This window comes from Micromonospora sp. NPDC000207 (assembly GCF_040300925.1).
Lineage (GTDB): Bacteria > Actinomycetota > Actinomycetes > Mycobacteriales > Micromonosporaceae > Micromonospora.
Genome location: NZ_JBEPEQ010000013.1, coordinates 43,443 through 67,421 on the forward strand (window position 1 = coordinate 43,443; position 23,979 = coordinate 67,421).

Here is a 23,979-nt window from a genome sequence, read left to right on the forward strand (position 1 = left end):
CCGGATCGGGCGAACCGATGAACCGGAACCCCGGGTGATCCGGCGAATGCCGAATGCGACCGACGACCGGGCCCTCCACCACGACGTGCGGACGAACTCTAGGCTGGGGACGTGAGCACCTTTCGCCCTGCGCTGCTGACCGACCACTACGAGCTGACCATGGTCAGCGCCGCGCTGCGCGACGGCACGGCCGACCGGCAGTGCGTCTTCGAGGTGTTCAGCCGTCGACTCCCCACCGGTCGGCGCTACGGGGTGGTGGCGGGCACCGGTCGGCTGATCGAGATGATCCGCGACTTCCGCTTCTCCGAGGCCGAGGTCGACTTCCTGCGCCGTACCGGGGTGGTGGACGAGGCCGCCGCCGCCTGGCTGGCCGACTACCGCTTCACCGGCGACATCGAGGGGTACGCCGAGGGCGAGCTGTTCTTCCCGGGCTCCCCGATCCTCACCGTCTCCGGCGGGTTCGCCGAGTGCGTGGTGCTGGAGACCCTGATCCTGTCGGTGCTCAACCACGACTGCGCGGTGGCCGCCGCGGCGGCCCGGATGGTGACCGCCGCCCGGGGCCGGGCGCTCATCGAGATGGGGTCCCGGCGGGCCCACGAGGAGGCCGCGGTGGCCGCCGCCCGCGCCGCCTACCTTGCCGGTTTCCGGTTCACCTCCAACCTCGCCGCCGGCGAGCGGTACGGCATCCCCACCGCCGGCACCGCCGCACACGCCTTCACCCTGCTGCACGACGACGAGCGGACCGCCTTCGCCTCCCAGGTCGCCACGTTGGGGCGGGACACCACACTGCTCGTCGACACCTACGACATCAGTCAGGGCATCCGCAACGCGATCGAGGTGGCCGGTCCGCAGCTGCGGGCGGTCCGGATCGACTCCGGGGACCTGGCGGTGATCGCCCAGCAGTCCCGGCAGCTGCTCGACTCCCTCGGTGCCACCGAAACCAAGATCATCGTTTCGGGGGACCTCGACGAGTACGCGATCGCCGCGTTGGCCGCCGAACCCGTCGACATGTACGGCGCCGGCACCTCCGTGGTCACCGGCTCCGGTGCCCCCACCGCGAGCCTCGTCTACAAGCTGGTCGAGGTCACGGGACGGCCGGTGGTGAAGCGCTCCGAGCACAAGGCCACCATCGGCGGCCGGAAGGTGGCGGTTAGACGTCACAAGCCGACCGGCACCGCCGTCGAGGAGATCGTGGTCACGCAGGGCGTACCCGACCAGCGGCCCCACGACCGACTGCTGCAGCGGACGTACGTCGCCGACGGCGAACCCGTCGACCTGCCGTCGCTTGACGAGTCCCGGGAACACCTGCGGCAGTGCCTGATCTCGATCCCCTGGGAGGGACTGAAGCTCTCCGCCGGGGACCCGGCGATCCCGGTCACCGTCGTACCCGGGAGCTGAGGCGGCGTACCCGGGTCGAAGCCGAGACGGCCCGCAGTCGTACCCCGGGGCTGAGGTCGGCCCCGCAGAGCGAGAGGAGAACCCCGGTGGGCAGTGCACTGATCATCGTGGACGTGCAGAACGACTTCTGCGAGGGCGGATCCCTGGCCGTCAGCGGCGGGGCCGGGGTGGCGGCCGCCGTCTCCCGGCTGCTCGCCGCCGAGCCGGACCGGTGGGACCACGTGGTGGCGACCAAGGACTACCACGTGGATCCGGGCGCCCACTTCGGCGACCCGCCGGACTTCGTCGACTCGTGGCCCCGGCACTGCGTGGTGGGGACCACCGGATCGGATTTCCACCCCGAGTTGGAGACCGGCCGGATCGAGAAGATCTTCCACAAGGGCGAGCACGCCGCCGCGTACTCGGGGTTCGAGGGGCACGCCACCGACGGCGAGGGACTGGCCGACTGGCTGCGCCGACACGACGTGGACCGGGTCGACGTGGTCGGGATCGCCACCGACCACTGCATCCGGGCCACCGCCCTGGACGCCGCCCGGGAGGGGTTCGCCACGACCGTCCTGCTCGACCTGACCGCCGCCGTGGCCCCCGCCACCACCGACGTGGCGCTGCGGGCGATGGAGGGGGCCGGGGTGACGCTGCGGGGCACCCCTGTGATCCAGAGCGCATAACCGGAAAGTGATTGGTGGATGTCGTATCCGGGGTCGAAGATGACGCCCGGAGGTACGCATCACCATGAATCTGAAGCCCTACCGGGAGGCGCTGTCGCTGCCCGGTCTCCGGTCGCTGCTGCTGGTCTCGGTCTTCGCCCGGCTGCCGATGGCGTCGGCCGGTGTCACAGTGACGTTCTACGTCGTCCTCGAACTGGGTCGGGGGTACGGCGCGGCGGGTCTGGTGGGCGCGGCCCTCACTGTGGGGGCCGCGCTGGGCAATCCTGTGCTGGGGCGGCTGATCGACAGGTACGGACTCCGCCCGGTGGTGGCCCTGACCACCGTCGCCGAGGCGGTCTTCTGGACCTCGGCGGCGGCCCTGTCGTACACCCTGCTCCTGCCGGCCGCGTTCCTCGCCGGCCTGCTGGCGCTGCCGGTCTTCTCGGTGATCCGTCAGTCGATCGCCGCGCTCGTCCCGCCGGAGCGCCGTCGTCCGGCGTACGCACTCGACACCATGTCGACCGAGCTCTCGTTCATGATGGGTCCCGCCCTGGCGGTGGCGGTGGCCACCACCGTCTCGGCGCGGGCCACCCTCTGGGCGGTGGGCGTCGGGATCGTCGTCTCCGGGGTCGTCCTCTGGCTGCTCGACCCGCCGGTCCGTAGCGCCGGGGAGGCGGCACTACCGCCGCGCCGGTTGCCCTACCGGGAGTGGCTCAACCCCCGCCTGCTCGCCGTCCTGGCGATCAGCGCCGCCGCCACCGTGGTCCTGGCGGGCACCGACGTCGCTGTGGTCGCCGTCCTCCGGGAGAACGGGGCTGTCGGGTGGACCGGTGTGGTGCTCGCCGGGTGGGCGGTCGCCTCCCTCGTCGGCGGCTTCACCTACGGGTCGCTCAACCGGTCGGTCTCCCCGCTGCTGCTGCTCGTCGGCCTGAGTGCCTGCACCGTCCCGGTGGGGCTCGGCGGTGGGGCGTGGTGGCTGCTCTGTCTGGCGCTGATCCCGGCGGGGATGCTCTGTGCACCGACCCTCGCGGCCACCGCCGACCTGGTCAGCACCCTCGCCCCGGCGGACGTGCGCGGGATGGTGATGGGATTGCACGGCTCGGCTGTCACCGTCGGGATGGCGGTGGGTGCTCCGCTGGCCGGTGCCGTCATCGACCGTACCGCCCCGCTGTGGGGTTTCGTGGTCACCGGCGTACTGGGGCTCCTCGTCGCGCTCGCCGTCCTCCCGGTGGAGCTGCGTCGTCGCCGGTCCGACAGGCTTCCGCCGACGTCGAAGGCCCCCGGTCTCGTCCCGGTCGACGTCGGTCACTGAACCGCCCGGCCCCTGCCCCGACCCGCCGGGTACGGCGGCGGGCGAACCTGCGCTGACCGGCCGGGGTTCGAGGGCGGGCGACTCCGCGCTGACCGGCCGGGGTTGCCGACGGCGGGCAGGATGGCCCCATGGGTGGTCGGCGGGTGGTGGCGGTGTTCCTGGCAGCGGGCATGGGTGGACTGGTCGCCTGCTCCGGGCCGACCGACGATGGTGGGCCGGTCCGGGTGGGTGAGCTGCCCCCGGGCGTGACCGGCCTGGGCCCGGCCGTCCTCCTCGGTGACGTGCCCGACGACCGCCGCTCCGACCTTCAGGGGTTGTACCCGGTCGACCGCTTCGGCGACGACCTGAGCGGGGTGTCGCCGGCCCGTCGGCACGTCCGGGTGGGGGTCGGGGACCCCCTGGCCCCGACTGTGGCGCGAGGGCTCGCCGAGGACCCCCGGGACGCCTTCGTCGTCGACGGCCGGCTGCACGACACGGAGTTGCCCGAGCACAGCTCGGCCGACACCGTCACAGCGGTCGGCACCGACCTGGCGTTCACCGGCAGCCGGTGTCTGGTGGTCCGCCGGGACGGGCAGATCCGCCAGCCCGCCACCGAGGCCAGGTGCACCGCCGCGCCGACCGGGGGGATCCTGTGGTCGAACACCCCGGACCGACGGTGGGGCGGCGTCGACCTGGCGACGGGGGTGCCGAGCGCCGGGGTCGAGCTTCCCGACGCCCCGTTCGGGGTGACCCCGGACGGGCGGTACCTCTTCGTCTCCGGGGCCGGCACCGACCGGGTGGCGGTCGTGGACACCACCTCCGGCGCGACGACACCGACACAGGCCCGGACGGCCCGGGGTACGCCGCAGGGTGCGGTCGGCCCCGGCGGCTACGCGTACGTGCGCCTGGTCGAGCGGGAACGCCGGTTGACCCGGGTGGGTGTGGACGGGACGGTCCGGGATCTGCTCGGCCCGGTCGGGAGTGTCACGTTCACCCCCGACGGCACCCGGGCACTGGTCTCCGTGCCGAGTGAGGGTTACCGGCTGGTGCTGCTGGACCTGGCCACCGGTACGGTGCGCCCGGTGACCGGGGCGGACACCCCTCGGGGGCAGGTGGTGGCGGTGGCCGACGACGCCCACGCGGTGGTCGCCGAGTCGGTCGGCGGCGACCGGAACGAGGCCCGTCCGGTCCGGGTGTGGACTGTCGACCTGGGTGAGGGCCGGCTCACTGCGGCACCCGGATCGATCGCCGCGAGCTCCGTCCGGGTCGTCGACCGGACGATCACCTTCCAGCCGGGTGGCGAGTCGGTGAGCCTGGACGCCCGGGGGCGGGCGGTGACCGCCCCGCAGGGAGTCCGCCCGGCCCTGGGACTGCCCGACGGGCGGCTGGTCCACCGGTTCGACGACGGCGACGGCGGCACCCGTGAGGACCGGCTGCTGGTGGGCGGGGTGGACGGCGAGCGGGTCGAGGTGGCCACCGGGGCCACCGACGACCAGGTGGTGTCCCATCTCCTGCCCACCCCCGACGGCGCGCACCTGCTGGTGTCACTGCGGCCGGCGGGAGGGTTGCGGGCCCGGGGAGCGGGCAGTCAGATCGTGCTGGTCCGGCTGGACGGCACCGGTGAACCGGTGCCGCTGTACCGGGGCGCGGTGCTGGTCAGCCTGGGCCTGACCGGCTGAGTCCGGGGGCGGCCGGCGGACCTCCCGGGCGACGCCCTGGTGCCCGCCCAGGCCGGGACCCGCCCGCCCCCACCAGGCCGGGCCGCAGTGGGTACGACGGCGACGGCGCCGCACCCCACAGGGGTGCGGCGCCGTCGGGGCTTGTCGCGTCAGTTCCGGTCGAGGGTCGCGGTGTCCTCCTGGTAGCTGGCACCACCGTTGGACTCGCTGGTCAGCGGCTTGGAACCGCCCTCGGGGGGACCGGCCAGGGACTGGCCACCGGCGGCCAGCTCCGGGAACTTGTAGTCGAACGCCGGGCGCTCGGACCGGATCCGGGGCATCTTGTCGAAGTTGCGCAGCGGCGGCGGGGAGCTGGTCGCCCACTCCAGCGAGTTGCCGTGGCCCCACGGGTCCTCGACCTCGACCACCGGGCCGGCCTTGTACGACTTCCAGCAGTTGTAGATGAACGGCAGCGTGGAGATACCGGTGATGAACGCGCCGATCGTGGAGATCATGTTCAGCGTCGTCCAGCCGTCGATGTCCTGGTAGTCGACGTACCGCCGGGGCATGCCCTCGTTGCCGAGCCAGTGCTGCACCAGGAAGGTGGTGTGGAAGCCGATCATGGTGAGCCAGAAGTGCACCTTGCCGAGGCGCTCGTCGAGCATCCGGCCGAACATCTTCGGGAACCAGAAGTAGATCCCGCCGAAGACGGCGAACACGATCGTGCCGAACAGCACGTAGTGGAAGTGCGCCACCACGAAGTAGTTGTCGTGCAGGTGGAAGTCGAGCGGCGGGCTGGCCAGCAGCACACCGCTGAGGCCGCCGAAGAGGAACGTCACCAGGAAGCCGACGGCGAACAGCATCGGGGTCTCGAAGCTGATCTGGCCCCGCCACATGGTGCCGATCCAGTTGAAGAACTTCATCCCCGTCGGTACGGCGATCAGGAAGCTCAGGAAGCTGAAGAACGGCAGCAACACCTGGCCGGTGGCGAACATGTGGTGCGCCCAGACGCTCATCGACAGGGCGGCGATGGCGATGGTCGCGGCGACCAGACCCTTGTAACCGAAGATCGGCTTACGGGAGAAGACCGGGATGATCTCGCTGATGATGCCGAAGAACGGCAGCGCGATGATGTACACCTCGGGGTGACCGAAGAACCAGAACAGGTGCTGCCAGAGCATCGGGCCGCCGGTCTCGGGGGCGTAGATGTGGGCACCGAGGATGCGGTCGGCGGCGAGCGCGAAGAGCGCGGCGGCCAGCAGCGGGAAGACCAGGATCGCCAGGAGGCTGGTGACCAGCATGTTCCAGGTGAAGATCGGCATCCGGAACATGGTCATGCCCGGTGCCCGCAGGGTCAGGATCGTGGTGATCAGGTTGACCGCGCCGAGGATGGTGCCCAGACCGGAGATGGCCAGACCAACGATCCACATGTTGGCGCCGACGCCCGGGGAGTGCTCGACGCTGCTCAGCGGTGTGTAGGCGGTCCAGCCGAAGTCGGCGGCCCCACCCGGGGTGAGGAAGCCCGCCACCGCGATCGTGCCGCCGAACAGGTAGAGCCAGTAGGCGAAGCTGTTCAGCCGGGGGAAGGAGACGTCGGGAGCACCGATCTGCAACGGCACGACGTAGTTGGCGAAGGCGAACACGATCGGCGTCGCGAAGAAGAGCAGCATGATCGTGCCGTGCATGGTGAACAGCTGGTTGTACTGCTCCGGGGAGAGGAACTGCATCCCGGGCAAGGCCAGCTCGGCCCGCATGATCAGGGCCATCAGGCCACCGATCATGAAGAACACGAACGCGGTGATCATGTACATGATCCCGATCTGCTTCGCGTCCGTGGTGCGCAGCAACCGCGCGAGGGCCGACCCCTTGACCGGCTCTCGGACCGGCCAGGGCCGGGTCACGACCGGCTTGGGTGCGACGGTGGTCACGAATGGCCTCCGGTTCTCGGTTGTCCCGCTCGGCTGCGCACTGTTGATCTGCGAGCCGTCATCCGCAAGGAGGATAGTCCCCGGCAGGTCGGAACGCGGTTCGGGGGTGCGGCGGGGTGACACCGCATGCCGTCCGGTCGATCACAGCGGGTCGACGAGGAGCCGGTAGTGCTCTCCGAAGATGCGTCCGCCCCGTCCGCGCAGCAGGGGATCACGCAGCGCCGGCGGCACGTCACGGGTCCGGTTGCGGTCCCGGGTCCGGTCCCGCACCCATCGGGTACGCGGCCGACGGCGACCCTCGTACGCGATGAGCGCCGCCTCGACGGTGTCGGAACCGGCCAGCGAGTCGGCGAGCACCACGGCGTCCTCCAGCGCCATCGCCGCCCCCTGGGCCAGGGTCGGGGCGGTGGCGTGGGCGGCGTCCCCCACCAGCAGCACCCGCCCCCGTGACCAGCGACCGAGTTCGACCTCGTCGGTGCGCTCGGCGTGGATCTCCACGTCGGTCAGGGCGTCCAGGACCTGCGGCACCGGGCCGCCGTACCCGGCGAAGAGTTCACGGAGTCGAGCCCGGGGGTCGGCGGGCAGGTCGGTGCCGGCCTCGTCGGCGTAGACGTGGAGCCGACCGGCCCCGATCGGGACGACCAGGAAACCGGAGCGCTGACCGAGCAGGGCGGTCCACTCGGTGACCCGGGGGCCGCCCCGCAGCACTGCCCGGTAGACGACCTGACCGGCCGGGCGGGCCGGCCCTCCGAGGGCCGCCAGGGTACGCACCGACGAGCGGGGCCCGTCGGCCCCGATCAGCAGGTCGTACTCGCCGGTGGTGCCGTCGCCGAAGGTGACCCCGACCCGGTCGGGGAGGACGTCGACACCGGTGACCTCGGCGCCGTGCCGGACCGCCCCGCCGGCCCCGGTGAGCAGCACCCGGTGCAGTTCGAGGCGGGGCAGGGCGCGGCACTCACCGACGCCGTTCCAGAGTGAACCGAGGTCGACCTCGCAGAGCTGGTCACCTGTGACGTCCAGGAACCGCTGTCTGTGGATCAGCTGCCCGAGGGGGCGTACGGGGCCGTCGAGGTCGAGTCGACGCAACGCTCGGGCGGCGTTTCCGGGCAGGTAGAGACCGGTGTCGACGAGGTCGGTCGGGGGGCGCTTCTCGGTGACGTCGGGCCGGATGCCGGCCATTCGCAGTGCCCGGGCCACGGCCAGCCCGGCGACGCCCGCGCCGACGATGAGGACACGCAGGGGGGAACCACCCATCGCGGTGTACGCCTCCGAGGGGGTGCGGGACGCGTTGAAGGCAAGACACTACTCCGTGCGATCGTCGCACGCCAGAGGCGGTCGACGGACGGGCCGTCCGGGGAGGTCGTGGTCACCTCCCGAGCGCGTCGATGTCGCGCATCTCCTCGGCGGTGAGGGAGAAGGAGAAGATGTCGGCGTTGGCCCTGATCCGATCCGGTGTGACCGACTTGGGGATCACCACGATCTCGTGGTCGACGTGCCACCGGAGCACCACCTGGGCCGGGGAGACGTCGTGTGCGGCGGCGATCCGGGTCAGCACGGGGTCGGCCAGGTCGGTGCTCTTGAAGGGGCTGTACCCCTCCAGCACGATCCCCCGGTCCCGGTGTTCCCGGTGCCGCTGCCTGTCGTACAGCGAGGGGCTCCACTTGATCTGGTTGACCGCCGGGGCCTCCCCGGTCGCCTCGGTCAACTCGTCGAGCCGGGTGGTGTCGTAGTTGCTCACCCCGACCGCCCTGGTCAGGCCCGCGTCCCGGGCGGCGAGCAGCTCACGCCAGACCGGGACGCTTTCCGACCCGGCGGAGGGCGGCCAGTGGATCAGCCAGAGGTCGACCTGGTCGAGGCCGAGCGCCCGCAGGCTCTGCTCGATGGTCTCCCGTTCCCGGCCGACCCGGTCCGGTGGCAGTTTGGTGGTGACGAAGACGTCCTCCCGGCGCAGCCCGCTCTCCCGGACGGCCCGGCCGACCTCCGCCTCGTTGCCGTACATGGTGGCGGTGTCGATGTGCCGGTAGCCGGCGTCGAGTGCGGCCAGGACCGCCTCGTACCCCTGCTCCCCGGTGGCCTGCCAGGTCCCGAAACCGAGCAGCGGCATCCGTACGTCGTCGGAGAGGGCGACAGTGGGCTGGTCAAGGCGGGTCATGGCCGGTGTTCTACCCCTGGTCACGGCAACGAATCCTCCCCGGCCGACCGGCGCGGTGACGGTGGACGTTCCGGGGACCCTCAGTCGGTGGACGGCTCGGTCAGCCGCCAGGCCGCGCTGATCAACCCGATGTGCGACAGCGCCTGCGGGGTGTTGCCCAGCTGTGCCCCGGTGGTCGGGTCGATCTGCTCACTGAACAACCCGACGTCGTTGACGTGGGTCGACACCCGCTCGAACAGCTCCCGCGCCCGGTCCGGTTCACCAGCCAGCACCAGACACTCCACCAGCCAGAACGAGCACATCACGAACCCGGCCGGGTCGGACGACCAGCGCCGTACCAGCCCGTCGCCGACGCCCAACGTCCGCTCGACGGCCGCGATGGTGGACCGCATCCGGGGATCCGTGGCGGGCAGGAACCGGACCAGCGGCAGCACCAGGGCCGAGGCGTCCAACTCCGCCGACCCGAACACGGCGGTGTACGCGCCGGCCTCCTCGTTCCACCCGTCCCGCAGCACGGTGGCCCGGATCTCCTCGGCGATCGCCGCCCACCGGCTCGGATCGGCCCGCTCCCCCAACCGGGGAGCCAACGCCACAGCCCGGTCCAGCGCCACCCAGCAGAACACCTTCGACGACAGGTGGTGCCGGTCGGCGTCCCGCGCCTCCCAGATCCCCCGGTCGGGCAGGTGCCAGGTGGACGCGACCTGCTCGGCGAGGTCGACCACCATCTCCCGCAGCTCGGGGGCGAAGGTCTCGCCGAGGTACTCGTGCAGCCGCCACACCGCCAGGATCACCTCGCCCGGCACGTCGAGCTGCCGCTGCCGCCACGCCCCGTTGCCCACCCGTACCGGGCGGCTGTCGGCGTAGCCGCGCAGGTGCTCAAGGTCGTGCTCGGCGAGGTACCGCTCCCCCTCCAGACCGAACAGGACCGGCACCGGGGCCGCCCCGATCCGCCCGATCGAACGGGCCGCCCAGGCGAACAGCCGGTCCGCCTCCTCCGGGCAGGCCGCCACCCAGAGCGCCCGCATGGTCATCGCGAAGTCACGCAACCACGAGTACCGGTAGTCGTAGTTGCGGTCACCACTGATCCGCTCCGGCAGCGAGGTGGTCGCCGCCGCGACGACAGCGCCACTGCGGGCGTACGTCAACCCGGTCAGCACCGTCGCGCTGTGCCGGACCAGGTCCGCGTACTCCCCGTCGTACCGGTGGGTCTCCCGGAACGCCTCCCAGGCCGCCACCGTGTCGGCGAGCGCCGCCACCGGTTCCAGTCGGGCCGGGGGATGCCCGTACGCGGGCGCGTACGCCAGGTCGAAGGCGACGGTCTCCCCGGCCGAGACTGTGAAGTCGTGGCGTACCCGGTCGTGGTCGGCGCGCAGTGTCACCCCGCCACCGCGCAACAGGAGGGTGACCCGACCGGCGGCGGCCAGGACCGACCCGTCCAACACCTCGTGCAGGTACGGCGTGAGCTGCCCGTACTCCGGGCGGGGCGCGTAGTCCAACCGCATGGGGACCCGCCCGGTCAGCCCCTCGACCACCCGCAGCAGGACGGCCGGGGAGTTCCGACCCAGCTCGTGCCCCCGGGCACCGGGCTCGGCGGCGAGGGTGTCGGTGACAGCGACGCTGCCCTGCTCGGTGTGGTGCACGGTCCGCAGGACCAGGGTCCCCGGGTGGTAGTGCCGCTCGACCCGTCCGGGCCGGGTCGGCGCAATCCGCCAGTGCCCGGCCCGGGGGTCCAGGAGCCGACCGAAGACCGAGGGTCCGTCGAACCGGGTCGGGCACCACCAGTCGACGGAGCCGTCCCGGCCGACAAGCGCCCCCGACCGGCAGTCGGACAGGAACGCGTAGTCGGAGACGGGAGGCTGCATCCGCCCCGGATACCCCGCCCTGGGCCGGGTTCACCCACGTCAGGAGGTCGGGGGCTCGTCCTCGCCCGCCGCCTCGGCCCGGTCGGCCTCCTCCTTGGTCCGGTGCACCGCCTGGTCGGCGTGCTCCGGCGGCCCGTACACCGTGTAGAGGACCAGCGGGTTCGGCCCGGTGTTGACGAAGTTGTGCTTCGTCCCGGCGGGCACCACCACCAGGTCGCCCTGGGCGACCTCCTTCGTCTCCCCGGCGACCCGGGCCTCACCGGTGCCGCTGACGAAGGTCAGGATCTGGTCGATGCCCTCGTGGACCTCCTCACCGATCTCTCCGTTCGGCGGGATCGTCATGATGACGAGCTGGGTCTGCTGCCCGGTCCAGAGCACCCGCCGGAAGTCCGGGCTCTTCTCGGCGACGGTGGCGATAGTGAAATGTTCCATGGCGGCTTCATACCCGGTCCCGGCCCGGTCCACGCCGGGCTTCGCAGATGGTGGAAGGTCTCGCCGATCGGGGGTTTGGGGACCCCGGAAAGGGGGATCGAAGGGCTGTCCGGAGCACTGGTGCCGGACGAGCCAGGTCCCCGCCGGCGTACCGCCGTTGGGCTGCGAGGGTGGGAGACGGCCAGAGCGCGGCGACGTCACGACCTCCGTCGGACGGCGCCGTGCGCTCGTGTCCGGGGTCCGGCCCGCGGCACGACGGCCGGGGAGGTCGGTCAGTCGTCGTCGGGAACGGCCACCGGGATTCCGCCCTGACACTCCACCTTCAGCTCGTACTCGCCGCCCGGCCCTTCGAAGGTGACGTCGACGTCGTCGTCCGGCCCCCTGTCGACGTCGGTGGTCCGGTAACCCTGGGCGGGCGTCCAGCTGACCAGCCGGGCCTCGGTGCCCCGACACTCGGCCACGACGGATCCCCCCGCCACGGCGAAGACCCGCCGGGGGGCGCTCGGTGTGGTGGCCGTCGGGGCGGGGGCCGTCGCCGACGGCGGTGCCTCGGATCCGCCGGTGGTGGGTTCGGGGCCTCCCGGGGTGGTGGACGGGCTTACCGGCGTGACCGGGCTCCCCGAGGTGGTCGAGCCGCCCGGGACGGTCGGGGGCGGGTTGGCCAACGCCCGTTCGATCTCCTCCTGGCTGAGGACCCCGCCGGGGGTGCCGGTGATGCCCTCACCGACCAGCCGGATCGCCCCGAGCCCGATGCCGGTGGCGAGAACCGCGGTGACCAGCCATCCGACGGTGGCGAGGAGTGTGCGTCGACCCATGCCCCCGACTATCCCCGAACGGACGTTGGGTCGGGATCAGCGGGGGGATAAAGGAGGGTTAAGGACGCGGGCCCCCGGTGACCGGCCCGCTAGCCTGCCTGGTGTGCCCCGCCTGCTGCTCGTCGAGGACGACCTCACCATCCGTACCCCTCTGGTTCGTGCGTTGCGGGAGCGGGGCCACGCCGTGGCCGCGACCTCCACCGCGATGGAGGGGCTGCGTTCCGCGCTGGACGACCGCCCCGACCTGGTCGTCCTCGACCTGGGCCTGCCCGACCTGGACGGCCGGGAGCTGTTGCGGATGCTCCGGGCGGTCAGTGCGGTACCGGTGATCGTGGCCACCGCCCGCGACGACGAGACGGAGATCGTCCGGGCGCTCGACGCGGGCGCCGACGACTACGTGGTGAAGCCGTTCACCGCCGCGCAGCTCGATGCCCGGATCCGCGCGGTGCTGCGGCGCGGGCCGTCCGCCGCCGAGGCCGACGACCCCACGATCTCCGTCGGGGGGCTGCGGGTCGACCCCCGGTCCCGGCAGGTGACCCTGGACGGTACGCCGGTGGAGCTGACCCCCCGCGAGTTCGACCTGCTGCACCACCTCGCCGGACGCCCCGGTCAGGTGGTCACCAAACGGGAACTGCTGACCGAGGTCTGGCAGATCCCGTACGGCGGGGCTGACAAGACAGTCGACGTGCACCTGTCCTGGCTGCGCCGCAAGCTCGGCGAGAGCGCCCAACGGCCCCGGTACCTGCACACCGTACGCGGGGTCGGGGTGCGCCTGGCCGATCCCGGGGCCCAGTCGTGAGGGGCCGCCTGGCATTGCTGGCCGCCGCCGTCGGAGTGCTCGTCCTGACCGCCTTCCTGGTGCCACTGGCCCTGCTGATCCGGGACGTCACCGCCGACCGGGCGACCGTCCGGGCCACCGCCGACGCGCAGAGCCTGGTGCAGGTGGTCGGTACGGCCGACGACGAGACCGTCCGGCTGACCGTCGAACAACTGGTGGTCGATTCGCGGCGGTCGGTGAGCGTCTTCCTGCCCGACGGGACCGTCCTCGGGGCGGCGGCCCCGCGTACCCCCGCCGTGGACCTCGCCGCCCTGGGGCAGAGCCTCACCGCGGAGTTCGACGGGGGACGGGAGGTGGTCATCGCGGTCCAGGGCCGCCAGGACGGGACCGGGGTGATCCGGACCGTGGTGCCGGCCGCCGAGCTGACCCGTGGAGTGGACCGGGCCTGGCTGGTCCTGGCCCTGCTCGGTCTGCTGTTGGTGCTGATCGGGTTGGCCGTCGCCGACCGGCTGGCCCGCAGCCTGGTCGGGGCGATCACCGATCTCTCCACAGTCTCGCACCGGCTGGCCAACGCCGAACTCGACGCCCGTGTCGTGCCGGCCGGGCCACCCGAACTGCGCGAGGTGGCGGGGGCGCTCAACCATCTCGCCGGACGGATCCAGGTGCTGCTGCGGGAGGAACGCGAGCAGGTGGCCGACCTGTCGCACCGGCTGCGTACGCCGCTGACCGCACTCAGGTTGGAGGCCGAGTCGCTGCGCGACCCGGGGGACGCCTCCCGGGTCACCGCCGCCGTCGACGGGCTGGAACGGGCGGTGACCGGGGTGATCCGGCAGGCCCGGTGGCGTACCCCGACCGCCGAGGTGGCCGCCTCGGACGCGGCGGCGATCGTCGGCGAGCGGGTGGAGTTCTGGTCCGTCCTCGCCGAGGACACCGGCCGCACCGTCACCCTCGACCTGGCCGAGGGGCCGCTTCCGGTGGGGCTGCCCGCCGACGAGGTGGAGGCGGCTGTCGACGCCCTGCTCGGCAACGTCTTCGCGCACACCCCCGACGAGACCCCGTTCGCCGTCAGTCTCGCCCCGCACGGCGGACAGGTGTTGCTCACCGTCGCCGACGAGGGGCCCGGCATTCCCGCCGACACCGTCGGACGGGGTGCCAGCCACGGCAACTCCACCGGGCTCGGCCTGGACATCGCCCGGCGGGCCGCCCAGGCCAGTGGCGGGGCCATGGAGATCCGCAACGGTCCGACCGGCGGCGCGCAGATCCTGCTCCGTCTCGGCCCACCGCGCTCTCCCGACACCCCGAACCCGCCAGTGGCGTCCTGACCGCGACCCCGGTCCGACGGTCTTAACCCGGCCTTAGCATTCGGACAGCGCGCCGCTATCCGCCCAGGACGGATCCTCGATTGCAGCAACCGAGGAAGGGAAGTGAGAACCATGAAGCGGATGTCTCTGGCGCTGGCGGCGATCGGCGGTGTGGCGGTCCTGTCGGTCACCGGGGTGGCGCTGGGCAGCGTCGCCGCCGACAAGACCTCGAACTCCAGCGCGAACACCGCGTTGGTGGCGGCGACCGAAACCCCGGCCACCACCGAGCCGACCGTCGCTCCGGGGACCGAGACCCCCGCCCCGGGCCTGACGGCCACCACCCGGGCGGCCACCCCGACGTCGACCGAGTCTGTCGCGCCCGGGTCCAGCAGCGCACCGGCCGAGGACAAGATCAGTCGGGAGCGGGCCGGGGAGATCGCCCTCGCCAAGGCCGGTGGCGGCCGGATCACCGACATCGACCGGGAGCGCGAGGACGGTCGTCCGGTGTGGAGTGTCGAGATCGTCAACGGCACCACCGAGCACGAGATCGACGTGGACCGGGAGAACGGCTCGGTGGTGAAGGCCGAGAAGGAGCCGGTCGACGACGACGATGACGATGACCGGGACGATGACGACGACGATGACGACGATGACGATGACGACCGGGACGACGACTGATCCCCGGTGAGCCTCACCCGGTGACGCCGCAGGCGTCGAGGCGTTCGAAGGGCCCCGCCACGATCGTGGCGGGGCCCTTCGTCGCGCTCGGCGTACGCAGGTCACCGGTGCAGCCAGGCCACCAGGTCCGGTGGAGCGAGGGCGGCCACCCGGTGCCGGTAACGGGTCAGGCCGGCGGGGTCGAGCAGGTCTCTGCCCTGGCCCGAGGTGCCCGACCGGAAGAAGGCCGCCCGGTCCCGCAGCACGCCGACCGGGTCGGGGGCGAGCCGGTCGGCGCGCTCCCTCATCCGGGTGAAGGTGGCGGCCTCCACCAGGGCGGGCCACTCCCCCTCGGCCACGTCGAAGCCCAGCCGGTCGGCCAGCCGACGCATCTCACCGGCCAGGTCGGACAGCAGGTCGCTGTAGTGCACCAGGACGACGTTGGGCCGGTTCCGCCGAGCCCAGGCGTCGGTCAGGTGCAACAGGACCCCGGGCAGTGAGTCCAGTTCCTCCCGGGGGTCGACCTCCTGGTCGATCCAGGACCGCAGCCAGTCGGCCGCCGAGGGCCGGACCTGCCCGCCGGTGGGCTCGGGTTGCCCGGTCAGCTCCCGGAGCCGGTCCTGATCCAGGTTGGCCGACTGGTGGTAGAGGGAGACTGCCATGTCGAGGGGATGCCGGGCGACCACCACGTACGTCGCCCGAGGGTCCAGCGGCACCCCGTCCAGAGGCGTGTGGGTCTTGACGAACCTGCGGTGGGACTGGGCGGCGAGCCGGGCCAGGACCTCGTCCCGGGGCTCGGCCAACCAGTCCAACCAGGGCGAGAGCCTGTGCAACGGTGCCGGCGGTTCCACGGAACGGAAGACCAGCAGGGCACAGATCATCTGCATCCAGGTGGTGCCGCTCTTGGACCGGGTGCTGACGACGATGTCGCCGTCGCGGAACGGGAACCCGGTCCAGCGGGCACTGTCCTCGTCCGGCGATCGATAACGGTACGGTTCGACATCCACCGGGCGACAGTAGTCGGCCGGTGCTTACTAGACGTCGCGTTCGGTGAACCCGAACTGGATGACTCCCTCGTCGTCGACCTCGGCGTCGACGGAGGAGTCGTTGAGCAGTTCGGCGGCGTCCGAGTCGAGGAAGATCCGGGCACCGGAGTTGTCCACCACCTGGTCGCCCTGGACGGGCTCCGGCACCAGTTCGATGGTCAGGGAGCCCGCCTCGGAGTCGGCGGCGATGCGTACCCCGCCCTCGTCGAGGACGTCCTGCTGAGCGGCGAGGTCCCGGATGACCAGCACGGCGTTGTCGGTCATGGTGAGCATGACGAAACTCCTCGTGGATCCTTCGGCTCGACGACGAGCGCGGTTACGTTGCCCTACCCGACCGACACTACCCGGCCGAGAACGACATCTCGCACGAGTGACACGGTTTCACGATTCTTCGGTTTTGTCCGGCCGGCGACGTGGGCGTTCCTAGGCTGACCCCCATGGACGATGCCAGGCGGTACACGGCCGAATTCGTCGGCACGCTCCTGCTGATCTTCTTCGGCGTGGGCAGCGCCGTGGCCGCCCGTGTGCAGGGCGGTGTGGTGGTCGTGGCCCTCGCCTTCGGGTTCGTCCTGATCGCGCTGGTGTACACCTTCGGGCCGCTCTCCGGCAGCCACCTGAACCCGGCGGTCACCCTCGGTGTCCTGATCGCCGGCAAGATCTCCCCGATCGGGGCGGTCGCCTACTGGATCGCCCAGTTCGCCGGGGCCACCGTCGGCGCGTTCTTCCTCTGGGCGCTGACCCGGTGGGGCGGGGTGGCCGACCAGACCGGGGCGTTGGGCACCAACGGGTACGGGGCGAACATCAGCCGGGGCGGGGCGATGTTCCTGGAGACCATCCTGACCTTCCTGTTCGTCCTGGTGGTCCTGGTGGTGACAAGTCGTTCCGAGCACGCCGGCCTCGCCGGGGTGGCGATCGGGGTGGCCCTCAGCGCGGCCCTGCTCGTCGGCCTGACCCTCGACGGGACCTCGGTGAACCCGGCCCGGTCCTTCGGACCGGCGATCTTCGAGGGCGGGGCGGCGCTGCGACAACTCTGGCTCTTCATCGTCTTCCCCATGCTCGGGGGCGCGCTCGCCGCCCTCGTCGCCCCCCTGGTGCTGGAACGCCGGTCGCGCTACTGGGGCGGCGCGGACAAGGCCTCCAGACCGGCCCAACCCTGACCCGGTCGGCCCCGGGCAGCACGGCCCTGACCGCCGGGGAGCGCCGGGGCGACCGGCACCTGGGCGGTCGGGTCACCCCGCTCGACCAGTTCGTCGACGGCGGCGGGGGAGACGCCCCGCAGCGCCAGGACCCGGCGTCCCCACCGGTGCAGCCGGCACGGGAACGGGTTGGCGTCGTTGCGGCAGACGGTGCCCCCCGACCACCGTTGCGGCGCGTGCACCACCACCGCCCGGACCGCGAACTGGACGTCCTCACCTGTGACGTACGGCGGCAGCGGGATCTCCCGTAGCACCTCACCGAAGGGTTGGGCGGTACGGAGCGCTCTGCTGCTCATCGGGACGTCCTCCACAGTGGATGTCGGTTCGGACCATCCACGAAGCTATGCCCGTCGACAGGGGCCACGACGGACAAACTGTCCCGGGTGCCGTCCCGGCGGGTCAGCGCAGCGCAACCGCCTGGAGGCTGACGCTGCCGCAGTCCGGGTCGAAGGAGCGCACCGTGGTCCAGGACAGGCTCAGCCGGTCCCCGGGCGCAGCCCGGAACCGCACGTCGAAGGCGGTGGTGTGCTCGGTGTGCGGATCCTCCGACTCGACGGCGGCCGTCGGCCCGCCCGGCCCGAGTCGGGCCGTCAACCGCCCCTGCGCCATCCACACCCCGACGTAGATCCGCACGGTCCGGATCTCCCCGTCCCCGGCGACGGTGAGCAGGAACCCGTTGCCCACTCCGCAGGTGTGGACGCCGTGCGGCGTACCGGCCTGGTGGGCCACCTCGGCCCCGTCGCGCCAGCCGAAGAACTCCGGGTTGGTGTCGTGTCCCGACCGGGTACCCCGTCCCCCCGCGACCGTGACCGCGCCGGAGCCGTCCCGTTTGCGTACCGTCGAGTCCGCCCCACGGAGGCCGAGGTGCACCCAGTCGCGGGGGCCGTCCGCCGTCAGGTCCACTGTCGCGGGCAGGTCGACCCGGGCGACGGTGAGCACCTGGCGTTCCGAAGGTTGCGGGGACGGGCTCGGGTCCAGGACGGGGCTGGTCGGCGGCGGGGTGGGGACGGGACGGACGCGGGGGTTGAGCCCGGGTGAGGCCACAGCGGGCGTCACCGTGGGCGGGCGTTCCACAGTGACCGGACGTTGCACCCCGGCCGGTCCGCCCGGGAGGACCGCGTGCTGCACACCGGACTCCCGGCCTGCGCCCCGACCGAGGTACGTGACCAGGCCGACCAGGCAGACCACCAGCGTCAGGCCCTCCACCGCCCGGCGACGCCGCCGGCTGCGGGCCCGCCGCCGGACGGCACTGCGGCTGCGCTCACCGACACCGCCCTGCGCGACGGCCGCACCGGTGCGGGGAGGTCCCGGCTCGCCGTGGTGCCGACCCGTCTGGTCGCCGTCGATCGCCGCCACCTGACCTCCACTCCCCCACCACCCGCACGTCGCCGTCGTCCGACCCCGGCTCCGGTTCAGCGGTACGGGCACCGGACGGACGTCGACGAACGTTCGCACCGGACCGACTCCGGTGCCGGATGGAAACCGAGCGATATTGTCACCGGTTCGTCACCGGTCCGTCGACGGGGGTCGGCAGGGATCAGCCTGCCACCCACCGTCGCCTTTTTCACTGTCGACGGCTGACACTTCCGGGCCGTCCGTACCGGCTAGTAGGTTCGGTCGGGTGAGCGTCTCCCGCACCACCGACCCGGACCTGATCGGCCTCGACCCCGCCCGCCTGGCCCGCATCGACGACCACTTCGGCAGGTACGTCGACGACGGTCGGCTCGCCGGATGGCAGATCGTCGTCACCCGTCGGGGCGAGATCGCCCACTCCAGCACCTACGGGACGCGCGACGTCGAGACCGGGGCACCAGTCGTCGAGGACACCCTCTGGCGGATCTACTCGATGACGAAACCGGTCACCTCGGTCGCGGCGATGATGCTCTGGGAGGAGGGCCGGTTCGAGCTGACCGACGAGGTCAGCCGCTGGCTGCCCGAGTTCGCCGACATGCGGGTCTACTCCAAGGGGTCGGTGCTCAAGCCGTACACGGTGCCGGCGACCGAGCCGATCCGGATCTGGCACCTGCTCACCCACACCGCCGGCCTGACGTACGGGTTCATGCAGACCTCCGTGGTCGACGGGCTGTACCGCGCGGCCGGCTACGAGCTGGCGCCCCCGCCCGGGGTGGACCTGGCCGGGGCCACCACCGTGTTCGGCGAGTTCCCGCTGCTGTTCCAACCCGGTACGGCCTGGGGTTACTCGGTCGCCACGGATGTCCTGGGCCGGCTGGTGGAGGTGGTCTCCGGACAGCGCCTCGACGCCTTCTTCGCCGATCGGATCCTGCGCCCGTTGGGCATGACCGACACCCGGTGGCACGTCGGGGAGGAGGAGGCCGAACGCCTCTCCGCCCTCCACGTGCCGGACCCGCGCACCGGGCGGGCGGTGCGCCACGACCGGCTCGGTGCCCTGGTCCGGGAGGAGCCGACCCTCCTCTCCGGTGGGGCCGGTCTGATCTCCACCGCCGCCGACTACCACCGGTTCACCCAGATGCTGCTGCGCGGCGGGGAACTGGAGGGGGTACGCCTGCTCGGCCCCCGTACGGTGCGGTTCATGACCCGCAACCACCTGCCCGGCGGGCGGGACCTGGAGGACCTCTCGGTGGGTGGGTTCGCCGAGAGCACCTTCGCCGGGGTCGGTTTCGGACTCGGCTTCGCGGTGATCACCGATCCGGTGCCCAGTCGGGTGCCGAGCAGCGTCGGAGAGTACTACTGGGGTGGGATGGCCAGCACCGCCTTCTGGATCGACCCGGTCGAGGAGGTCACGGCGTTGCTCTTCGCCCAGCTCATCCCCTCCAGCACCTGGCCGTTGCGCCCGCAGCTGCGGCAACTCGTCTACTCCGCCCTCGTCGACTGAGGGCCACCGCACCGGCACCCGATCGGCTCGGCCGCAGATCGCCCGTTCCGGACCCGGCCGGTCGGGACGCTCCCTAGCCTGGGGTGATGAGCAACCTCGTCGTGTTCGGCGCCGGCGGGACCGCCGGGTCACGGATCACCGCGGAGGCGGCCCGTCGGGGGCACCGGGTGACCGCTGCGGTGCGCCGCCCCGAAGCCGTCGCCCAGTACCTCCCGGGCGGAGTCCATGTGGTCACCGGGGACGCCACCAGCGAGCGCAGCGTCCGGGAACTCGCCGCCGAGGCGGACGTGATGGTGGTGGCCATCGGGGGCGGGGAGCGTTGGCTCTGGCTCGACGCCGCCCGCAACCTCGTGCACACCCTCAGCCCGATGCCGCACCCGCCCCGGGTCATCCACATGGGTGGCGGGTCCACCCTGCTGACTCCGAACGGCAACCGGTTCCTCGACGAGCCGGACTTTCCCGACGAGTACCGCGACTCGGCGCAGGGCCAGGCCGAGGCCCTGGACTTCTACAGGTCCTCCAGCAACGGCGTGACCTGGACGTACATCTCCCCGCCGCCGTTGGAGTTCCACCCGGGCGAGCGGCGGGGGCACTACCGTACGGGCACCGACCATCCGGTGGTCGACGACGCCGGCCGGTCGGTGCTCAGTTACGAGGATCTGGCCGTGGCGATCGTCGACGAAATCGAGAAGCCCTGCTTCAGTAACCAGAGGTTCACCGCCGCATACTGACCTGACCTGCGGAAAAAGGGTACGCACCGATCTTGAGAAGGTCGCTGGGGACATATATGTTCGGTCGCATGTGACCCAGCCCACCGCAAGACGGTGCTGGGTCCACCCCCGAACCAGGAGGACCCCTTGACCACACAGGACGGTCAGCTCACCCCTGCCCCCACCTCGTCGCTGAACCGCCGTCGGATGCTCGCGGTAGCGCTCGGTGGTGCCGCCACCGTCGCCCTGCCCGCCCCCGCCTGGGCCGCCGACGACCTGCGCCCCGGTGCGGTCCGGGCACCCCAGCTCACCCCCGAGGACCGCAAGATCGTCCGGCAGGCCTCCGCCAAGCGGGCGCTCAACGACCTCTTCACCCTGAGCGAGAAGATCGGTCCCCGCATCGGGGGTACGGCCTCGGAGCGGCGGGCCGCCGACTTCATCGCCCGCACCCTCGACCGGATGGGCTACGACACCGTGTTGCAGCCGTTCCCGGTCGCTGACAAGTTCCTCGCCGAGCTCAGCTCCCCCACCCGGCTGCCCTGGGACCTCTGCTGGCAGGCGGGCGCGTCGGCGCACGGCGCCCTCGACACCAAGGTCCGGGGTCAGGTCATCGACGTCGGCTCCGGTGCCGCGGAGAACTACCCGGCCAACGCGGCCGGTCGGATCGTCCTCATCGACTACGTCGCCGCACAGCGGGAGCAGCTCGTGGCCACCGCCTTGGCCAAGGGTGCGGCGGCCGTGGTCTTCCTGCCGGCCGACGCCGTCGCGCCCCGGCGGGCCTCGGCGTTCACCCCCACCCTGCCCGGTTCGGCAGCCAACCCGGTGCCGATCCCGGTGGTCGGGGTGGCGCAGGCCCAGAAGCACCGGCTCCGTGAGCTGGTCGCCGCCCAGCGTCTGGTCCTGGTGATCAAGACCTCGGCGCACCGCAACCTGATCTCGAACAACGTGATCGGCGAGCGGCTGGGCACCTCCGGGCCGAACGGGCCGGTGGTGATGGTCTGCGCCCACTACGACACGGTGATCGGGGCGCCCGGCGCCAACGACGACGGCTCCGGCACCGTACTGGCCCTGGAGCTGGCCCGGGTCCTGAAGAACACCCCGACGAACGCCACGATCCGCTTCGCCCTGTGGGGTTCGGAGGAGCAGGGCCTGATCGGCTCCCGCTACTACGTCAGGCAGCTGCCGCAGGCCGAGCGGGACCGGTTCCTGGCCGTCTACAACAACGACATGGTGGCCACCAGCTGGGACCCGGCGACCCGATACTGGCTGCTCTCCTTCACCGGTCAGTCGAACCGGGCCACCGACGAGGTCGCTGCGGCGGCGGTCCGGCTCGGGTACGAGCCGCAGCTCTCCCCGGTCACCCAGCGGGGCGCGAGCGACCACCAGTCGTTCCAGGAGGCCGGCATCGCCAGCGCGAACTTCTCCTGGCGGGGTGAGGAGTCCCCGGCGCTGCTGGAGCCGCCGTACCACAGCCCGGAGGACACCATCGAGAAGAACATCAGCCTGGAGCGGCTCCAGGTGTCGCTGGAGCTGATCGGCGCGGCGACGCACCGTACCGCCGTCGACGGCTGACCCGCGAAGCCCGGCCGACGGGCTGGGGACGGTTCTCCCGTCCCCACCCCGTCGCGCTCGGGTAGGACGGGGAAGCGGTCAGTCGGCGAGCCCGGCGGGACGGCCCGGGCGGTCAGTCGGCGAGGCGGGCGGGGAAGCCGCCGGTGGCCACCGGCCCCCAGTCGGTGACAGTCACCCGGATCAGGGACTTGCCCTGCTGGGTCATTGCCGCCCGGTACTCGTCCCAGTCGGGGTGCTCACCGGCGATGGACCGGAAGTACTCCACGAGGGGTTCCAGGGCGTCGGGCAGGTCGAGCACCTCGGCAACACCGTCGACCTGCACCCACGGCCCGTCCCAGTCGTCGGAGAGCACGCACGCCGACACCCGGGGGTCGCGCCGGATGTTGCGGACCTTGGCCCGCTCCGGGTACGTCGAGATCACCAACCGCCCCTCGGTGTCGACGCCGGCCGAGACCGGGGAGGACTGGGGGCGGCCGTCGGCTCGGGTGGTCATCAGGACCACCCGGTGCCGGGGTCGGAGGAACTCGGTCAGCTCGTCCCGGTCGATCCGGTCGTTTCTCGCGATGCGGCGTGCCATCGCTCATTTCTACCAGCGGGCCGACCCCGCGTCGGCCGGGTCAGGTCGTCGGGCGGTGTGGTCGGACCGTCCGGGTCGGGACCGGCTGGGCGGGCACCCGGGGTCGGGCCGGTGGCCGCCAGGCCCGGCCGTTGGCGTAGATCACCCGGAACCCGAGGTACGACGCCAGCGGCGCCCAGTGCGCCGAACCCATCCGCAGCTCGGCGGCGTTGTGCCGTTGGCCGTTGGCCAGGACGTCGAGCAGCACCGTCTCGAACGCGGCGGACTCGACCCAGTCCACCTCCCTGGTGAAGCCGCAGATCAGCGCCGCCCCGGTGGTCTCCAGGAAACCTCGGAGGGTGGCGTCGGAGGCGCGCAGCACCGAACAGCTGCCGAAGTAGAGCCGCCGCCCCTCACAGCGCCCGGCCATCCGCTCGGCCACGTCGGCCAGCTCCACCGAGTCCCAGTCGGTGAGGCAGAGCCGGCTCGGCTCGCCGTGCATGGCGAAGAAGCCGACCCGGTAGTCGGCGTACTGCTTGAGCAGCCAGCGGTCCAGGAAGTAGAACAACTCGTCGCGGGTCGCCGCGTCCTTGTGGATGAAACGGATCTTGCTGAGCCGTTCCAGGAGTTCCAGGGTGGGCAGGACCGAACCCCGCTCGTTGAGGTCACGGTGCCACTGCCCCTCGACGCAGAACACGCCTCCCCGCGCCACGCGGCCACCTCCTGCGAACGCCTGCCCGAGGGCTGACGTTACCGGGCCGTCCGGCGGCGGCGACATCACCCGTACCACGCCTGTCAGACGACTTTCGGCAGGTCACCCCGCTCGGTCAGCAGACGGGTACGGTGCGGGTCGCGCCGACACCGGCCAGGCGGAGGAAGGGGGGTCCCCCACCCGACCGGCGTCGACACCGTCCCCGGGAGCCGAGTCGCTGCGCTCAGCTCGCCTGGGACCAGCGCGGCGCGGTGGCGGGGGGCGCCACCGGCCGACTGGGCAGGCCGGGCCGGGTCGCGATCCGCCCAGGGGGCGTGGCGGGCCGACCGGCCTGGCCGCGTACGGGGTAGGGAACGTTGCGCCCGGTCCGGGGCGGTACGGCAGGCGTACGCCCCGGCACCGCGCCGGTCCGGG

The 23,979-nt window shown here is 72.1% G+C and carries 23 protein-coding genes and 1 pseudogene; 11 read left to right on the forward strand and 13 right to left on the reverse strand.

All coding sequences use genetic code 11. The features are described 5' to 3' along the window. Positions 1-111 precede the first annotated feature (111 nt). The 4 genes from ABT336_RS05665 to ABT336_RS05680 all read left to right on the forward strand — a co-directional run bounded on the left by ABT336_RS05665 (position 112) and on the right by ABT336_RS05680 (position 5,015). A complete protein-coding gene (locus ABT336_RS05665; protein ID WP_350895326.1) occupies positions 112-1,398 on the forward strand; it encodes a nicotinate phosphoribosyltransferase in 1,287 nt (428 codons plus the stop codon). A gap of 86 nt (positions 1,399-1,484) precedes the next feature. Further along, the gene (locus ABT336_RS05670; RefSeq protein WP_350895327.1) at positions 1,485-2,066 is read left to right on the forward strand and encodes a nicotinamidase; all 582 of its coding nucleotides are present in this window, start codon (positions 1,485-1,487) and stop codon (positions 2,064-2,066) included. 64 nt (positions 2,067-2,130) lie between these two features. Further along, complete coding sequence (locus ABT336_RS05675; RefSeq protein ID WP_350895328.1) at positions 2,131-3,357, forward strand: MFS transporter; 1,227 nt, start codon at positions 2,131-2,133, stop codon at positions 3,355-3,357. Positions 3,358-3,485: 128 nt separating this feature from the next. Beyond that, on the forward strand, positions 3,486-5,015 hold the full coding sequence (locus tag ABT336_RS05680) for a lactonase family protein (RefSeq protein ID WP_350895329.1): 1,530 nt from the start codon (positions 3,486-3,488) through the stop codon (positions 5,013-5,015). A gap of 149 nt (positions 5,016-5,164) precedes the next feature. On the opposite strand, the gene ctaD is transcribed toward ABT336_RS05680, so the two are convergent. The 6 genes from ctaD to ABT336_RS05710 all read right to left on the reverse strand — a co-directional run bounded on the left by ctaD (position 5,165) and on the right by ABT336_RS05710 (position 12,183). Continuing rightward, positions 5,165-6,922 carry an aa3-type cytochrome oxidase subunit I gene (gene ctaD, locus ABT336_RS05685; protein ID WP_350895330.1) on the reverse strand — a complete coding sequence of 586 codons (1,758 nt, stop codon included), beginning with the start codon at positions 6,920-6,922 and terminating at the stop codon, positions 5,165-5,167. 141 nt (positions 6,923-7,063) lie between these two features. After that, positions 7,064-8,176 (reverse strand): FAD-dependent monooxygenase, encoded by a 1,113-nt coding sequence (locus tag ABT336_RS05690; RefSeq protein ID WP_350895331.1) that lies wholly within the window; start codon positions 8,174-8,176, stop codon positions 7,064-7,066. A 112-nt stretch (positions 8,177-8,288) separates the two neighbouring features. Next, complete coding sequence (locus ABT336_RS05695) at positions 8,289-9,074, reverse strand: aldo/keto reductase (RefSeq protein ID WP_350895332.1); 786 nt, start codon at positions 9,072-9,074, stop codon at positions 8,289-8,291. An 80-nt stretch (positions 9,075-9,154) separates the two neighbouring features. Further along, positions 9,155-10,936 (reverse strand): glycoside hydrolase family 15 protein, encoded by a 1,782-nt coding sequence (locus ABT336_RS05700; protein ID WP_350895334.1) that lies wholly within the window; start codon positions 10,934-10,936, stop codon positions 9,155-9,157. Positions 10,937-10,975: 39 nt separating this feature from the next. Next, a complete protein-coding gene (locus ABT336_RS05705; protein ID WP_350895335.1) occupies positions 10,976-11,368 on the reverse strand; it encodes a cupin domain-containing protein in 393 nt (130 codons plus the stop codon). A gap of 272 nt (positions 11,369-11,640) precedes the next feature. Beyond that, positions 11,641-12,183, reverse strand: a complete 543-nt coding sequence (locus ABT336_RS05710; RefSeq protein WP_350895336.1) for a septum formation initiator — start codon at positions 12,181-12,183, stop codon at positions 11,641-11,643. A 103-nt stretch (positions 12,184-12,286) separates the two neighbouring features. Here ABT336_RS05710 and ABT336_RS05715 point away from each other — a divergent pair, with 103 nt between their 5' ends. From ABT336_RS05715 to ABT336_RS05725, 3 genes are all read left to right on the forward strand, one after another. Beyond that, positions 12,287-12,982, forward strand: a complete 696-nt coding sequence (locus tag ABT336_RS05715; RefSeq protein WP_350895337.1) for a response regulator transcription factor — start codon at positions 12,287-12,289, stop codon at positions 12,980-12,982. Then, positions 12,979-14,283, forward strand: a complete 1,305-nt coding sequence (locus ABT336_RS05720; RefSeq protein WP_350895338.1) for a sensor histidine kinase — start codon at positions 12,979-12,981, stop codon at positions 14,281-14,283. Before ABT336_RS05715 ends, ABT336_RS05720 begins: the two co-directional genes overlap by 4 nt. 120 nt (positions 14,284-14,403) lie before the next feature. Then, positions 14,404-14,940 carry a PepSY domain-containing protein gene (locus ABT336_RS05725; protein WP_350895339.1) on the forward strand — a complete coding sequence of 179 codons (537 nt, stop codon included), beginning with the start codon at positions 14,404-14,406 and terminating at the stop codon, positions 14,938-14,940. A gap of 101 nt (positions 14,941-15,041) precedes the next feature. Here the strand turns inward: ABT336_RS05725 and ABT336_RS05730 are convergent, their stop codons facing one another. Together ABT336_RS05730 and ABT336_RS05735 are read right to left on the reverse strand one after the other, a co-directional pair. Continuing rightward, entirely contained in the window at positions 15,042-15,926 is an 885-nt protein-coding gene (locus ABT336_RS05730; protein WP_350895340.1) for a sulfotransferase domain-containing protein, read from the reverse strand. Between the two features lie 27 nt (positions 15,927-15,953). Further along, positions 15,954-16,238: an adhesin gene (locus ABT336_RS05735; protein ID WP_350895341.1), complete on the reverse strand. Its 285-nt coding sequence runs from the start codon at positions 16,236-16,238 to the stop codon at positions 15,954-15,956. A gap of 164 nt (positions 16,239-16,402) precedes the next feature. Between ABT336_RS05735 and ABT336_RS05740 the strand changes: the two genes are divergently transcribed. Beyond that, a complete protein-coding gene (locus ABT336_RS05740) occupies positions 16,403-17,122 on the forward strand; it encodes an MIP/aquaporin family protein (RefSeq protein ID WP_350895342.1) in 720 nt (239 codons plus the stop codon). Here ABT336_RS05740 and ABT336_RS05745 read toward each other — a convergent pair. Next, entirely contained in the window at positions 17,077-17,457 is a 381-nt protein-coding gene (locus tag ABT336_RS05745; RefSeq protein ID WP_350895343.1) for a hypothetical protein, read from the reverse strand. The two genes, ABT336_RS05740 and ABT336_RS05745, sit on opposite strands and share 46 nt — an antisense overlap. Before the next feature lie 103 nt (positions 17,458-17,560). Then, positions 17,561-18,517: a hypothetical protein gene (locus tag ABT336_RS05750; RefSeq protein ID WP_350895344.1), complete on the reverse strand. Its 957-nt coding sequence runs from the start codon at positions 18,515-18,517 to the stop codon at positions 17,561-17,563. A gap of 265 nt (positions 18,518-18,782) precedes the next feature. Between ABT336_RS05750 and ABT336_RS05755 the strand changes: the two genes are divergently transcribed. The 3 genes from ABT336_RS05755 to ABT336_RS05765 all read left to right on the forward strand — a co-directional run bounded on the left by ABT336_RS05755 (position 18,783) and on the right by ABT336_RS05765 (position 22,297). Further along, positions 18,783-20,015 (forward strand): serine hydrolase domain-containing protein, encoded by a 1,233-nt coding sequence (locus ABT336_RS05755; protein WP_350895345.1) that lies wholly within the window; start codon positions 18,783-18,785, stop codon positions 20,013-20,015. A gap of 86 nt (positions 20,016-20,101) precedes the next feature. Further along, positions 20,102-20,746: an NAD(P)-dependent oxidoreductase gene (locus ABT336_RS05760; protein ID WP_350895346.1), complete on the forward strand. Its 645-nt coding sequence runs from the start codon at positions 20,102-20,104 to the stop codon at positions 20,744-20,746. A gap of 126 nt (positions 20,747-20,872) precedes the next feature. Then, positions 20,873-22,297: a M20/M25/M40 family metallo-hydrolase gene (locus tag ABT336_RS05765; RefSeq protein WP_350895347.1), complete on the forward strand. Its 1,425-nt coding sequence runs from the start codon at positions 20,873-20,875 to the stop codon at positions 22,295-22,297. A gap of 112 nt (positions 22,298-22,409) precedes the next feature. Here ABT336_RS05765 and ABT336_RS05770 read toward each other — a convergent pair whose 3' ends face one another. The 3 genes and pseudogenes from ABT336_RS05770 to ABT336_RS05780 form a co-directional block, all read right to left on the reverse strand. Further along, entirely contained in the window at positions 22,410-22,874 is a 465-nt protein-coding gene (locus tag ABT336_RS05770; RefSeq protein WP_350895348.1) for a PPOX class F420-dependent oxidoreductase, read from the reverse strand. A gap of 40 nt (positions 22,875-22,914) precedes the next feature. Continuing rightward, the gene (locus ABT336_RS05775; protein WP_350895349.1) at positions 22,915-23,565 is read right to left on the reverse strand and encodes a DUF6642 family protein; all 651 of its coding nucleotides are present in this window, start codon (positions 23,563-23,565) and stop codon (positions 22,915-22,917) included. Between the two features lie 223 nt (positions 23,566-23,788). Continuing rightward, positions 23,789-23,979, reverse strand: a pseudogene (locus ABT336_RS05780) (hypothetical protein); the annotation flags it as partial.